We start from the raw sequence: 15,461 nt of genomic DNA, 5'->3' as shown, positions 1-15,461 counted from the left end.
AAATTGAATTGGAACGGCTTTTTAAATAATAAATGTCTTGTATAGGGATAAACTAAGCTAGTTTAACGTTTACGGCATTTAATCCTTTATTTCCTTCTTGAAGGTCAAAAGTTACTTCGTCATTTTCTCTGACTTGGTCGTTTAAACCAGATACGTGTACAAAGTACTCTTTATCTGATCCACTGTCTTTAATAAATCCGAATCCTTTAGATTCGTTGAAAAATTTTACTGTTCCTTTATTCATGATAATTTTAATAAAAATAAATGTTCGTGCAAGATACACTTATATGTCGGATAATTCATTTATTTTCAATAATTTAATTAAATTACTTTCCTTTTAGGTATTCTGAAAATCATTCGGTTTGTGCTTCATGAATATTAACGTACTTTTACCCCAATGAAAAAATTAATATTCTATCTGTTTTTCCTCCTGATACCCGCTGTAAATAATGCCGGTGTCAATGAGAATATTTCAGCCGAGGCTGTTAATGAAGATATTTATGCAGCAGTGAACCTGGCCGATACTGGCTTGACCAGAGATGTATTTAATTTGGCAATTAAAGGTTTAAAAAAACTGGATACCGAAAAGAAATTGAATAATGCAACGATAGTAACTATTGCCGACTACTCTCAGTCGAGCAATAAGAAACGCCTGTATGTTATTGATTTGAAAAACAAGAAACTTCTGTTTAATACCTATGTGGCACACGGACGGAATACTGGTGACGAGTATGCCAAGTCGTTTTCGAACGTTGAAGGTTCATATAAAAGTAGCCTTGGCTTTTACATCACTGAACATCCGATTATGGGATCACATACTGGTTTTTCGTTGCTAATTGACGGTGTTGAAAAAGGATTTAATGATCACGCAGTGCAACGGGCGATTATTATTCATGCGGCTGAATATGCTACCGAAAATTTCATTAAAAAATTTGGAAGACTTGGGCGGAGTTATGGGTGTCCTTCAGTTCCACCTGAAATGAATAAACTAATAATTGAAGCCATTAAAGGCGGAACTTGTTTGTTTCTTTATAATCCGGACAAGGAATACCTTAGCAAATCAGCTTTACTTAATTAGTCCGTAAGTATCTTTCAGAAAAGTCACTTGCTCGCCATTGACTATTACCGGCATATAAACGATGAAAACCGGTACCTTTTGCTCTAGCTTGATGATTTTCGATTCAGTGTCTTTTTGTCCGGTTTTTAATTCCCACACATTCACTTTTCTCCTTGTCAGTAAGTCGGCAAGTTCAATGGGTTTTTCCAAGCGAACACAACCGTGACTTAAAAACCTGGATTCCTTTGCAAAAGCCCCTTTCGAGTTGGTGTCGTGTAAATAGATGCTGAATGGATTTCCAAGGTTAAATTTTAATACGCCTAGCGAATTATTTGGCCCGGTAGATTCGCGAAAGAAATAGGGAAAGTTCTTTTCTGTATACGAATCCCAGTTGAGATCAGAATCGTCAACAGCATTTCCTTTGGCATCAACTACCTCGAAATTATTTCGTTCCAGATAACTTTCGTCTTTTTGTACTTTGGGCAAAAGCTCTTTCGACGCAATTGAAAAAGGAACATTCCATGCCGGGAAAGTCACAATGTTGGTGATGTATGAGGAAATTGTTGGAGTCTGATTTTTCTTCTTACCAACCACTGATTTCATCTTTAGTTTTAGCTGACTATCCTGAAAATAACGGACCTCTGTTTCAGGTATGTTAGCAACAATGTATTCCGGTTGACGATTTTTTGAGATATACTTCAAAACATTCATCGATTGAACTACTGATTTGTATTTCAATGTATTCTTATCTGGAATCGAATCTTTCAGAAATTTTTTCAGAACCTGATACTCGTGATCCTGACATTCGAGCTTAGAAACGATTTGAGAAACCGGCCCTTTATCTTTTGAATTTATCAACTGATAAATGTAAACAGAATCAGGTGTGGCTACACTAATTTCATCATAATCAAAATGAACATCAACAGTTTGTAATTCTTTGAGGAAATTTAAAATCAGACCTGTAATCTGTTTGTCAGTCTTTGCCTTTAACGTTTTGTCCCTGATGTTTTTACCCAGCATTGCGGTGCGAATTTGCCCTGTCATTAGGTTCCTCGAAACCAAGTCAGATTCTTTTGCCATTTCAATTGCCGTTAACCATTCGTATGCTCTTTTGGTGTCTTTTCGCGATGAAAGCCAATAGAGTGGAACTTGACTGATATTATAAAATGTCTGTACAATTGAGTCGGCTTTATTCCCGGCATCTAGCTTTTGGACTGGACTTTGTGCAAAGCTGCTTGCAACAATGAAACTGACGATGAAAAGAGTTAGTATTTTATTTATATTTCTCATGGGACATTTGTTTTGTATATAGTTTTTAACAAAGATGTTCCGGTTTTTCCCTGAATATTTTACACAATTTCATGAAAGAGTTACATGATTCACAGGTTTGATCTTAGAACGGATACCCAATAGCCACATTCAATACCAGGTTATCTTTTCTCCATGCTGAACTTCCAAAGTCAATCTGATTCGCTACCCAGCGATGGTTTTCTTCGAGCCAGGGTTTTCGCAGTGGCATGGCCAGATCGAACCGTAAAACGAAGAACGAAACATCAACGCGAAGTCCGAAGCCTGTGCCGACAGCCAGCTGATCTGCGAAATTCGACAACATAAACGGGCTTCCGATATTGGTCGGATTGGATTTTAAAAGCCATACATTTCCGGCATCGACAAACAAAGCGCCTTTAAAATAGCGGTAAATGCCAAAACGATATTCGGCATTCGCTTCCAGTTTTACATCACCGCCCATATACAGAAAACCAGTGTTAATGCTGTCTTGATTAAAAGTTCCTGGTCCGACGGAATTAATTTGAAAAGCCCGAAGACTATTCGGCCCGCCGCTGAAAAATTGCTTGGAATAGGGTAATACCGATGAGTTCCCATACGGCTTGCCCACTCCGGCAAAAATCCGCATCGCTAAACTGTTTTTATCCCTGAAGTTATAATAAGCACGGCCTTCCAGGCTTAATTTGGCGAATTGCGAATAGACTGAGCCAACTACTTTTGATGGATCGGCTGATGAAACTTTTTCACCTGCAATGTGCTTTGCCAAAGAAAACGCATTGCCGGCAACTTCAGTGGTGGCATGGAAAAAGTATTGCATCTTTTTGCCCGCGAGTACTTGCTCGTTGTAGGTAAACGAATAGCTGCCGCCGGCTATAAATTGCTCTTCATAACTTTTTTTTAGATAGGGAATGGAATCCAACAAGGCTTGGAATGCCACCGACTTATTCCCGATGGTCGAAAAACTCACATTGATTGGTGTCAATTCGTGTTCTTTCACAATATTTTCTTTCCACTTGTAGCTGTATCCGAATTGAAAAGTCTTCATGTCGAAATAGTCGACTCTTTTCAGATAGTTGTACGAAAGCGAAAAGTTAGTCTTTGGTATGTAAATGCTGCTTGACCGATTGATGTTAAATGGCGTAATAAACCGGGGAAAAGTTAAATCAAGTTGCGGATTCCAGGAATATGAATAGCGGTTTTTCTCGGTTCCATTCAATTGCGCTTCAAACGATCCGGACATGTTTAACTTCAGGATTTCAGCGCCATGAAAGGTATTCCTGTTCTGAAGGCTCAGATTCATTCGCGGCCCGGTAAAATTATTCGATTTGGTAACCAGGTCCATTTCAGCCCTGAAAGAACGTTTGGGCATAGGTGTCATTAAAATAGTTACGTCCAGATATCCGGCAGCAGTTGTGTCACTATTGGTAAATTTTACCCTGACAAATTTGAAATTATCCAGTGACATCAAACGGTTCAGCGTGATGGCGTGATTTTTTCGTGAAAAAACTTCGTTCTTTTTCAGGTAAACCGACCGGAGTATTTCTTTTGGATTGATACTTGGCACGGCTTTATTCACCATAAACACTGTATTCTGAAACATCATGGTGTCTTTCTTAATTTCTGTAGCGTCTTCATTTAATGAGTAATCCTGATCAATCACCACTTTGCGAATGTGGTATATGGTCAGCGCAGTTTGTGGGACACTGTCCTTCAGCATAAGTTTCAGGTTTACCGAATGATTTGCTTCTGAAGTATCGGCTTTAAAAAGGAGATAATCAGGATTGAAATAAAAATATCCATTGTCTTTTAATTTCGCATCAATTCGTTCCCGCTCGTTTTTCAGCACATTCAGATTGTATTCCTCGTCAGGCTTAATGAGTGATTTTTTCTCGTCGTTTTGAATGATATGATTTAAGCTGTCGTCTGAAATCGAATAATCTAATTCTTTAATCAGATAAGGTTTTTCGATATGGCTTGTATAAATTACTTCTGCAGTACGCTTTTTATCTGCAATCTGATATTCGGTGTAACTTTTGAAAAATCCGTTGTTAAAAAGTGTCGCATCAATGATTTTGGAAGTCACTGCGGGTTTAACGTCGCTCAGCAAAACCGGTGCTGTCCCTCTTTTCTTGAGCCATTTGTCTAATTTGCTTTTCGGATTTTCGCCAGCGGTATTATACATCCAAACGCGGGGTCGCATGCCTAAAAATACCTTGTTGGGTTCCGGACGAAGAGCGCCTTCCACTACAGTTTTTATGTGTTTTTTATTGAGGTCAGAGGCCGATTCCAGATTAATTTCCGCTCCGGTATAAAGCTTTTCTCCGGAAGGCAAATTTCTGGTTCCGCTGCATGAAGCGAAAAGCCAGCAGGTTAATATCAGGAAGTTTAATCTGCTGAATAAAGATGATTTAAATTTCGAAAACCCTTTTTTGTAGAACTCAGTTACACCCCCAACCCCCTGAAGGGGGCTATTACCGCCAGGCTGCCAGTTAGCGCAGTTTTTTAAAGTCCCCTTTAGGGGATTTAGGGGTAAAGCAAAAAATATATTGCGACAGTGATTCATGGTTATAGCTTCATTTATTTTTCTTCATTTTCAGCGTATCACTCTCAGTCTTCATTTTCTTCTTTCTCAGGAATTCTTTCCATTTATTGAAATCACGCACATAAATAACTCCTGCACCGGTTTCAACGAGCTGACCTTCAATCACTCCTTCGTATTGATTGTGCCTGAATCCTTTCAGCCGGTAGCGGCCATCTTTGGTTAGTTTATATTCCACATCCACATCGCTTGTGATATTACTTGCCGAATTTTGCCGGGCTTTTTCTCCTTCAACATCCACCGACCCGCCAAGCTGAACACTCAGCCGCTCATCGAAAAGTTGCTTCTTTAAGCCAATATCCACCTGGGTTCTTCCCTGTGCGGCTCCAGTCTGGTAATCGTTATAGGATTGAATGTCGAAATTTAAATCCACGCCCGGAAGCACTTTCGAGCTCCACTGATTAAGCTGTTGCGATAAAATTTTGCCCACTGTTGCACGAACCAAATCGGACGTTCCTCCCGTTTCGGTTTGTAACGGATTTTCCTGAATAAACCTGCCCAAAACCAGTAGGGCAAAAACCTGTTTGTTCAACGACGATTCGTCTTCGTTTAACATGCTCAGCTTTTGGTTGACCGCACCACTTAAAATGCCTTTCTCGTCAGGAGGCAACTGTATTTCGAAGCTAATTTGAGGCTGTAAAATTTTACCCCGTAATTTCAGCAGTACCAAAAACGGGTAACGCTGCTTGTAGCCGTTTTTATCTGTTTCACTCAATCCCGTCATTTGATCCGACATCAGATCTATGGGTGAAGCGCGAACCTCATACGTTGCATTAATCGATATCTCTGCATCGTAAGGATCACCGTTCCAGATGATTGTACTCCCGCGATCAATGTCGAACTTCCGTTTAATCAGCGATTCCAGGGAGGCCATGTAACTGCCGTCGTTCAGATTATAGGCGCCGGTCAGGCTCATTTTTCCACTTCGGTCGATGGTGAAACTCAATGCTGCATCGCCTCTTACCACTAACGAGTCAGTGGACGAAGGATCCATCAACAGGTGGAGTGTTGCTTCTTTGTCAATTTCAAGGATAGACGAAACATCAAAACCGGTTAAACTCGATTTTTGCACTTCTTTTTTCTCAGCCGGGTATAAAATCGGATTGAGATTGTTCCCGGTTTCAAATTCGACCACATCTTCGCCTTTGTCGGTTGTTAATTGGTCTTCAGGAACGGCAAATGTGAAGTTGGAGCCTTTTTTTAATTTGATTTTCGCGTTCACAACCGGGAGTGACATTGGTCCGCTAACCCCGATTTTGCTGTCGATGATCATGCGTCCGTAGAATTCCTTGTTGTCTTTTTGCGCTGTGTTGAAGAGCAAAAAATCCTTTGTATTGATCGATAAAGCAAATTTGAAATCGCTGAACCGGTTCATGTTGACCGCTCCGTCGAGAATGGCGGTGTGTTTTTCCTGATCTAAAATGGTAAACTGATTGAAATAGATTCCATCATTTTTCAACTGAAAAGTTTCATGCTTTAATTCCAGCGGATTATTCAGAAATGCGGGCGTGATAATCGCGTTGTTGAACGAAAGTTGCCCGGTTATTTCGGGCAGGCTTGTATTTCCTTCCACCAAAAAATTACCTGTCAGATTGCCTGAAGCTTTGGTAATGGTGCCCATCGAGAACGCCTGAACCGTTTGCAGTGAAAGCGATTGAATCGCCGCATTGATGTGGATAGATTGATCGCCTCCATTCGGTACATAAAATCCGCTGGCCGTTAAATTATTTTCACCTCCAGACAACTTCAGATCGATATTAAATTTTTCAGTAGTTTGATTTTCCGCTTTTACAGTCAGATTGCCAATAGGAATATGGCCGACAATGAGGTTCATGATTTTAGCATCAGCGATTAATCCGTACGAATTATTAACCCGTTTGAGCAGAATATTTCCATCAACAACGCCTTTCACCAAACTGGTATCCTTCTGAAAAATTCCTGAAATATCATCCAGATCTAAATTCCTGATTTCTATCTTTACATCGTTATTAAACGCATCGTTTACTGAAGCAATTTTGATCTGGCTTTCGTCATCGTTCAGGGAAAAATGATGGATTAAAAATCCCTGGTTCCCGAATTCAATGGAATTGTCGGCAGCGATATTCCATTTTTCATACATCATGTAAAAATCAGCCGGATTGAGCGTAAGTTTGTAATTGTCTTTTTTCCTGATTATTTGTGTCGTAACCGCAAGTTTTTTGTTTTTCTTCGCATCAAGCGATGAAATGGTCGTGTTGATTTTTCCGTTAGCCAGATTTCCGTCCATTGAAAAATTGTCCAGACTGGCCAGCGAATTCGAAATGCTTCTGCATGAAATCTGGTAATTCAATGCCTTTAAATCTGAATTCATATCAAACGTAAAGTCGTGTATTTCAGTCGATCCATAGACTATTTTGCTGAGTGTGGTATTCAGTTTCAGGTTGTTTTTCTGACTGTCGAAACTTCCCTGAATGATTCCCGGTTGAAATTCGTGCAGTTCAGGAAAAATAATTTCGGATAAAATGGGATGATTATGTAACTGAATCTCAAAATTGAAATCCTGAAGTTTATGCTGCGTATTTGATGAAAGTGTATCAGATATCGGGAAATATTGATTAATGAATTTTTCCAGTTCGGCAGGAAGACTATACGGCGAAATACCTCCGGCGTATTTGATATCAACGATGTCGCTTTTTACGCTGAATTCACTTTTCCCGGGCACATTGACCGAAGTAATCACGACCGAATCGAGCGCATATTTTTGCATATCGTGCGCCAGAACAATATTGGCAATTTTCACTTTCCCATTGATGTTGTCGACTGAATTTCCTTTAAAATCGGCCGTTGCAACCAGTCCTGCACGTAAATCAGGTTTGCTGAAATTAAGTTTCTGAAGATCGGCTCCCGCCAGATTTAAACGTAACTGAACTTGTTCCTGACCCGGATTCAGGTTCGCTGTGGCATCCAGATCAAATTCAGCATTTTTGTCTTTCAGGCTTAATTTTCCTTCGAATACTTGTCCGGAAACTGAACCCTCCATTTTTACATTTTGATAGTCGTATTTATTTAGATAAACCGATGTTATTTCAGCCTTGATTTTTGCTTTCATTGTTTTCAAATCCATGCCTTGGCCGCTTGCATCGGCTGTTAACGAAATTGGTCCGTACTTCAATGTATCTTTGAGTATTCGCCCCAACTCTATATTGATCAAATTCAATTTGCCGCTGAAATTTTCATCCGGATCGACCGATGCCGTAAGATTTGCATTCCCAAAACTACTGGTGATCTCTGCATTTGTTTTAAAAGACTTTAGCTGCCCTTTAAAAGCAAGCTGGAGACTGATATTTTCAGGGATTTCCATGCTTTCAGGAATTAGCGTGTCGGCCAGCATCTCAATGTCTTTTTTGCCGGAAGTCAATTTTAGATTGGGAAAATCATAAAAAGCAGTTTTGTATTCCGGCAATCCTTTGATCGAGAAATCGGTTTCCAGAGTGGTATTCGCTCCGGTTTTTAACACCAGATTTTTAGCAAATAGATTATTCATCTGCCCGCTTAGTAGCCCTGAAGCGGTTGTGATGGTTGAGCTGTTTTGAAAGAAAGGTTGAATTTTCAGATCAGGTTTGAAATAGAGGATGTCTGAATTGGTGATGCTGGCACTTTTCAGATCTAAATTCAAGTCTGTGAATTGTAACGAATCAGTCAAAGTTGCCAAAGATTTAAATTGTATGTTGAAATCAGCATCCAGCGTAGAGTGGGGGGTACTGGCTTTCAGTTCATTGATGGTAATGGAATGTTCATCCATTTTGAATTCGCCTCCAAGATTTGTGATTTCAAAGTTGTTTTGATCGGTTGTACTGAACTTTTTGACCGAAGCTTTTGTGGTTTCAGTTGAATACTGAAAATCGGTTGCTTCAAGATTTAATTTGCTGTATGTCAGATTATCCGGATCAAATGCACCTTTCAGTTCAGGATTATTCCCGATTTGATAAACAAAGGTATTATCGGCCATTTCAATGCTATTCATGGTAACTTTCCAATCGCTTCCGGATGAAGAAGCAGTAGTGTTTATGGAGACTTCAGGAGCAAAAGTGTGATAGAATATTTGGCTTTTCGATAATTCTAAGGAATTGGACGACAACAGTTGCATTTGCAAATCGAGGTTAGCATCTTTCAGTTCACTGCGATCAATAATCGCATTAACTGACAGATAACCAACTGAATCGGTATAGATTATGGTTGAATTGGAGAGTTGCAGATTTTTTGCTGAGATCTTTGGTGAAGCACTTGCAGATGGGTTCGTCTGAATATTTTGAGAAGCATTGACAAAAACTTTTGCGATTAATCCTTCCAAGGACAATTCGTCAATTCGATAGGCTGATTTTTGCAGATCAATGCCATTTAAGCTGAATTTTGATTCTTTCAGAGCTGCTGATACATCCATTCCGGCAAATTCATCGTTGTATCGAAACCGGATGTTTTTCAGACTTATATGATCAATGTCGAATGTCCATTTTGATTGTGCTAAAGAATCTGAAACGACCGGTTTGGTTGTATCACTGAATGCAGTGACCAGAAAATTGTAATTGAACAGCGGATCGGTTTTGGTGCTGTGCAACCTGACTGTGGCGTCTTCGAGAGCAATCGAACTGATGTCAATCTTGCTAGATAATAATCCCAAAAGCGCAATGTTTACTTTTGTCTTTCCGGCATAAAGTAAGGTGTCTTTCTGAAGATCTTCGAGGGAAAGTCCTTCAACTACGATCGATTTTGGAAATGAAATACTTACATTTCTGATCTCAACTTTTGTGTGGGTTTTGTTACTGACCAAATTTGTAGCGTACCGAACGATCTTAGTTTGAATGAAAGGAATTTGGATGATTCCGGCTGTTATGAGAAATATAAGCACGAGAATACTGACTATCCAGATGAAAGTCTTTAAAACCCTTTTAAAAACATCAGCCACTTTCATCATTCAACTGTTTATTATAGAGATCTTATCCTTTAGTATAACAATAACTTTAAACTAAAGATAAAGTTTTTCCAGATTGTAAATTATCCTAACCCCTTCTGCTTTTTATCCTCTCCAATAGTTGATATGCGGCTGGTGAAATACTTTCGGGAACAGATCCCTTTTCGAGTGCAGTGCGAAGTATATCCAACAGATCGTTATAGTCTTCCACTTTCTGTTTCCGAAGAATATGGTGAGCGCCATGTTGCAGCAAAACAGAATCTGTCCCCCGATCAACCAGAGCGCGCAACAGTTCCGGCCATGCAGCCTTTCTGAATTTCTCCAACGTTTTCGCCGCCAGCCAGGCCACATCGCTTTCCGGATCTTCCAGTGCCTTAACCATCGTGGATATTGATTTCAGATCGGCAATTTCACTGAGCGCTTTGGCCGCTTCCCAACGGGCTTTGTATACTTTTGAATTTTCAAGCACCAGGCACAATGGCGGAACAGCTTGTTTGCCAATTGTAACCAGCGATTTACGGGCTCTGGTGCGAACCTTGATATCTTCATTTTCGAGCTGATTAACTAAAGATTGCATGCTTATCCCGGATTGATTTCGTTCGAACATTGTTTCTGTTTTTTTAATGGAAAGTTTAATCAGTAACGCCGTAAATATGAGCCAATTTTTACTGAAAGGTGTTACATAATTTCAGGGAAAAGTTACATGATTCACACCTTTAGGCTTTTCAATCCCGATAAAAAAAAGAGGCCGTCACCTGTATATTTTGTGACGGCTATATTGATACTTCGAAATAGACAATATTCCAAATCAGCGAAATTTAAAAGCTTTCAGGTATTATTCTTTGATCCCCAATAAATTGCAAACCTCTTTATAGGACATTTTCCTGAGATCATTTAACCCGGGAGCATTTAGCGAGGCCGATTTCAAGCTATAGTTCGAAGGGATCAGTATAAATCTGAAATTATAACCCGATGTGCCTGGCCTGTTCACCATGTCGGAGGTAAATTCGATTGTGCCGTAGGACTGACCATCATTGGGGAGTAAAAAGTCCCAATTGGCGCCGACCGCGTAAGCAGGTAAAGGTCTGACTGTATATTCGTTGTAAAGGTCGCCCGGTAAACTTACATAAGCTAATATTGCTCCACTTTCAACAATATCCTGCGAAATGGCTGAATTCGTAACGTCGAAATACCAATCGCCTGATGAGCCATCCCACGCGGTTGGTGAGTACCATTGCGAGGCGATTACATTTGCGTTTCCATCGAGGCCCGCGGGCCCTTGTGGTCCTTCCTGGCTGCAACCAGTCCACAGAAATGCAGACGATGCAATTAAAAAGCTAAATAAAATAGTTCTTGTTTTCATGTTTTTTGAGTTTCGTGTTAATATGAGGATTAATTGTACTAATTTATAGCAACAGATTTGTTAGCCATGTATCAATATTCATTCCAAATGTTCAGTAGGCTCTGAAATCAATGAAATAATACCAGGAGTTCTTTCCTGTTTACGCTGTTTTTTTGATTGAAGCAATAACCTTTTACTCCTGAGATGCCAATGGATTGGCGATATTCTCATATTTAATGAGTTTCAAATATACGTTTCCAACTATGCGAATGTCCATTCTAACCTGCACAGGAATACAATTGTCATCGTCAGTCAACCAAATGGTCAGATCATCTGATCGTTTAAACATGCGTCCAACTTCGACCACTGGCATGATTTTAAAACATTCTATTTTCCCGAAATTGGTCTGGATGGTTTCCTTTCCTTTAAATATAATCCGAAAAGGAAATATTTCGTCGGAAAAATACATGTTTACAAAGACGACATCGCCTTTATTCATTACTGACCAATCGACTCGTCTCAGGTAATAAAAGGTCGATGTTAAATCAAGGATCTTTACGGGGACACTATGAACTCCTGAAAGTTTTGAATGAACCGTATTATGCTTGTGGTTGTAGCTTACCTCATTATATTTCCGGTAGCGACCTTCACGGATGTTACGTACCGATTTAAATGGCAAATTGGTTGCTTTGTCGAACCAGCTTTCATAGGTATCTTCAACCCCGTATATGGTGTTGGCTAATCCGGTAGTTTTCCCAACAGCCAAAGCATGAAAAACCTTTTCTCCATTTTCGATGGCCTCGTTAAGCGAAAGAGTGGCTATTCCACCAACGATAAAACCATACTTAATCTGATACGTAAGTTTTTCGTCCTTTCCAAATGCAGTATTGGGTTTTACTTGTGGGGAAAATATTTCCTGAGCATTGATATACGAACCCTGAAGCAAGATTATAAAGAGTATGCCTAATCGAATTTTCATACTTCAAAGGTGAATTAAGCAAATTTGAAAGAGTTATACAACTTCAGAAAAAAGTTACATCATTCACACATTTACTTGATTTCAAATCCGATTCCTGAATTCAGCTTGAGCTGATTAAATCCGTCAAGCTTAAAAGTCAGACGTATCCGGTCTTTAAAAGATCCGGTTATCGATTGAATATTTCCGGAAACCACCACGGGAATATAAATCTCGAAAAAGTTCCACATTCCGGCTTTGAGGCCGGCCTCAAAAAAGAATGGCGAATCGGTTTCTGTTCCGGTACCGTGATCGTTCAGAAGAAGATTTACAAACGGCTTCACAGGAAAATGGGCAGCTTTTCCCGGCAAATTGCTGGTGACGGATAACGAAACAAGCCATTTACTGAAACCAAGTTTATCGTTAACCGGCGACACCAAACCACCTTCGGAAAGGCTTATTTGCCGCGACCAGAAAGTTGTTGGGAAACGGCTAAAACGATCAGGGAATGTGCCCTCATATAAATATTTTTCCGGTCCGCTTCGGCCACTTGCAGAAAATGAATAAAACAGGATAGCCGGATCGCTTTTGAGCATGGTTCCGGCAAACAACCGGATATCCAGACCATTTTTCTTTCCGTAGTAACTTAACCGGTAATTGAGCTCTAAAGATGTTTTCAGATAGGACTGACTGGATTCGGAAAAAACCAACAGGCTGAAAGGATTGACATTTCCAGGCTTTTCCAGTTGATAACCGAATTGCAGATAGGAATTCATTTTTGCCTTTTGCTGATGTTCAATCTGAAAAAGGTTAGATGCTGCAATGTAGTATCCAAACGCTTTGTGAGTAAGTGAATTATTCAATTGTTTCGACCTGAAGGATAGATCTAATCCGGTTTTTATTTTTTGATAATTTTGATTTTCAGGAGCGCCGAATTGTGTTCCTTCGATCGAAATTGTGGCCTTCCTGACGAATTTATCGTATGGAGTTATATTCCACGAAAGCTTCCCATATCCTGCCAGACCGGGATTATTAAACGTATAAAATGGTACCACAAAATATTGAAATGGCTTTGGGGTAAGAATGCCGTTATGCAAAGCTATGCCCAGCATAAAACCATTTTCACGCGTCCAGTTAACGACCGGAATATACATCAGATATCGTTTTTCGGGATCTTCCAGCGAAAAATAAAGTTGTGTCCGGAGTGGATCTGATTTTGGAAAAATTCCGGATGTCCGGATGTTATTGTTGAGCCTGAAAAGTTCAGGAGTTACATGTTGGGGGTCAATTTTCAGTTGCGTATAATTTCCATCCGGAATATCGATTTCTTTTTGCCCTTCAAAACCATCAACCCATTTTTCGAAACAGATGGAATCGCCAATCATTCCGGAGATAACCAATGGCGATACCAATTCTCCCTTGTTTTTTATGAGTAACTGATGATTTGCAAAGCTCAGGATGTTGTAATCCATTCGCTTGTTAGTTCCCAGAAAATCAATAAAAAACCAGGTTAAATCTTTGCCCGTATTGGTTTCAAATACCTCCTGAAGATCGTCGGGTTGGGGATGTTTAAATTTCCACTGCCGGTAATAATCATGCATGACCAAATCAAACAGCGAGTCTCCAAGGTAAGCTCTCAGGTAGTTAAAACCCATCGCAGCTTTGTTGTATATCATCAGGCTGTAATTAAGTGTGTTGTAATCGTCAGCCGGGAGATTTACGGGTTGTTCGAGATTGTCGCGGGCTTGAGAAAGCCATTCGAGTTCGCGCATTTGTTTTACCGGCATTTGATCGATGTGGAAAAATTTTGCCAGTTTCGGGTTCCGGACATTGGTTTCCCAAAGTTTTTTTTGCGGATATCTTTCGTGCATGTATTGCTGTTCATACGTACTGGTGATTCCTTCGTCCAAAAAGGGGTACTTTCGCTCATTCGACCCCAATGCGCTGTAAAACCAATTGTGGGCAATTTCATGAGCGATCACTTCATCCAGTGCGTAGGCATCTTTGGCCATTCCAATTACCGTTATCCCGGGATATTCCATCCCGTCGCCCGCATTCAGGGCGCTTTGCACCGCGGTACAGTTTTGATAAGGATAATCGCCAATCCATTTTGAGAAATATTCAATGGAATGATTTACATAGGGAATAGCATTTTTCCAAAGTTCGGCCTGCTGATCGGTAAACATCACCCAGGAGGTTACCTCCCTTCCGGAGTCGGGAAGTTTTACTTTTCCTTTTAACACATGGAATCGTTTATCGGCAAACCAGGCAAAATCGTGGATTTTATTTTCAGTATAGCGGAGTGTTTTCATCTGTTGGGATGATGGCGGAAAGTCAGCTTCGGTGCCAATATTTTTAATCCAGGTAGTGTCTGCTGCAAGCTGTTCAAGCATGTTGGATTCCTCCGGATTTTGCAGATTTCCGGTGGCGCCTACAATGTAATTAGATGGCAATGTAATACTTACGTCGAAGCTTCCAAATTCGGAATAAAACTCACCTTGATCCTGATAGGCCATTTGATGCCAGCCGGACTGGTCGTAAACTGCAGGTTTTGGAAACCACTGTGAAATCTGGTAAGATTCACCGATATGCCCTAATCGGGAAGTCACTCCTTTGGGAATTTTCACTCGAAAAGGAGTGGATATTTGTATGGTATCATGAGGTGGGAGCGGCTTATACAGAATGATTCGGCAAATGTCGGGCTGACCTGGCAATAAATTCCATTGAACAGGCTGATCGTCAATTTTAAAGTCCAGCGAGTCAATGTATCCTCTCAATTCAGGGTCTTTGAACAGCTTTGCTTTGCCCTTCAAATTAAATAACTGTTTGGCTAATTCTGTTTTATTATTGGAATAACCATTGGCCCAGAGGTGAAAATAAAGAAGTTTTAAGGTATCGGGATAGTTGTTGATGTACTCAATGGTTTCGAATGCACTTAATTCGTGGCGCTGATCGTTGAGCGTGACGTTTATCTTGAAATTGACTTCCTGCTGGAAATATTCCTGTGCTCCGACATTGGGTACAAATACAAAAGTTATCAGGCAGCTAAAAACGAGCTGCCTGACAATCAATGAAAATTTATTATGAAATATGTTTGCATCATTGGGTTTTGACCCACTTGTTCCCGGCAGGACAGGATTATAAAAATTCAGGAATCGCTTTCTTACCGATCTGGTACGCATCGAAATGATAAACAGTTGAATAACAGTATATGCTTTGATTTGTTTTTCCCGCTTAATTCCGGTTTTAACTGGTAATGTCCTCATCGGATTT

The 15,461-nt window shown here is 40.1% G+C and carries 9 protein-coding genes; 1 reads left to right on the top strand and 8 read right to left on the bottom strand.

Features of this window, described 5'->3' with window-relative positions:
- Positions 1-52: 52 nt before the first annotated feature.
- On the bottom strand, positions 53-244 hold the full coding sequence (locus AQPE_RS00850) for a cold-shock protein (RefSeq protein WP_318349149.1): 192 nt from the start codon (positions 242-244) through the stop codon (positions 53-55).
- 153 nt (positions 245-397) lie between these two features.
- Between AQPE_RS00850 and AQPE_RS00845 the strand changes: the two genes are divergently transcribed.
- Entirely contained in the window at positions 398-1,078 is a 681-nt protein-coding gene (locus AQPE_RS00845) for a murein L,D-transpeptidase catalytic domain family protein (RefSeq protein ID WP_318349148.1), read from the top strand.
- On the opposite strand, the gene AQPE_RS00840 is transcribed toward AQPE_RS00845, so the two are convergent.
- The 7 genes from AQPE_RS00840 to AQPE_RS00810 all read right to left on the bottom strand — a co-directional run bounded on the left by AQPE_RS00840 (position 1,067) and on the right by AQPE_RS00810 (position 15,454).
- The gene (locus AQPE_RS00840; protein WP_318349147.1) at positions 1,067-2,347 is read right to left on the bottom strand and encodes a L,D-transpeptidase family protein; all 1,281 of its coding nucleotides are present in this window, start codon (positions 2,345-2,347) and stop codon (positions 1,067-1,069) included. The genes AQPE_RS00845 and AQPE_RS00840 overlap by 12 nt on opposite strands.
- Before the next feature lie 103 nt (positions 2,348-2,450).
- Positions 2,451-4,907, bottom strand: a complete 2,457-nt coding sequence (gene tamL / locus AQPE_RS00835) for a translocation and assembly module lipoprotein TamL (protein ID WP_318349146.1) — start codon at positions 4,905-4,907, stop codon at positions 2,451-2,453.
- 10 nt (positions 4,908-4,917) lie between these two features.
- Positions 4,918-9,894 (bottom strand): translocation/assembly module TamB domain-containing protein, encoded by a 4,977-nt coding sequence (locus AQPE_RS00830; protein WP_318349145.1) that lies wholly within the window; start codon positions 9,892-9,894, stop codon positions 4,918-4,920.
- An 85-nt stretch (positions 9,895-9,979) separates the two neighbouring features.
- A complete protein-coding gene (locus tag AQPE_RS00825; protein WP_318349144.1) occupies positions 9,980-10,498 on the bottom strand; it encodes a HEAT repeat domain-containing protein in 519 nt (172 codons plus the stop codon).
- A 228-nt stretch (positions 10,499-10,726) separates the two neighbouring features.
- Positions 10,727-11,254, bottom strand: a complete 528-nt coding sequence (locus AQPE_RS00820) for a hypothetical protein (RefSeq protein WP_318349143.1) — start codon at positions 11,252-11,254, stop codon at positions 10,727-10,729.
- A 172-nt stretch (positions 11,255-11,426) separates the two neighbouring features.
- Complete coding sequence (locus AQPE_RS00815) at positions 11,427-12,212, bottom strand: DUF3108 domain-containing protein (protein ID WP_318349142.1); 786 nt, start codon at positions 12,210-12,212, stop codon at positions 11,427-11,429.
- Between the two features lie 71 nt (positions 12,213-12,283).
- Positions 12,284-15,454 (bottom strand): M1 family metallopeptidase, encoded by a 3,171-nt coding sequence (locus tag AQPE_RS00810; RefSeq protein WP_318349141.1) that lies wholly within the window; start codon positions 15,452-15,454, stop codon positions 12,284-12,286.
- Between the last annotated feature and the right edge of the window lie 7 nt (positions 15,455-15,461).

The organism is Aquipluma nitroreducens (assembly GCF_009689585.1).
Classification (GTDB): domain Bacteria; phylum Bacteroidota; class Bacteroidia; order Bacteroidales; family Prolixibacteraceae; genus Aquipluma; species Aquipluma nitroreducens.
The sequence above is the reverse complement of the archived record's forward strand: the minus strand, read 5'-3'. Positions and strand labels throughout refer to the sequence as shown.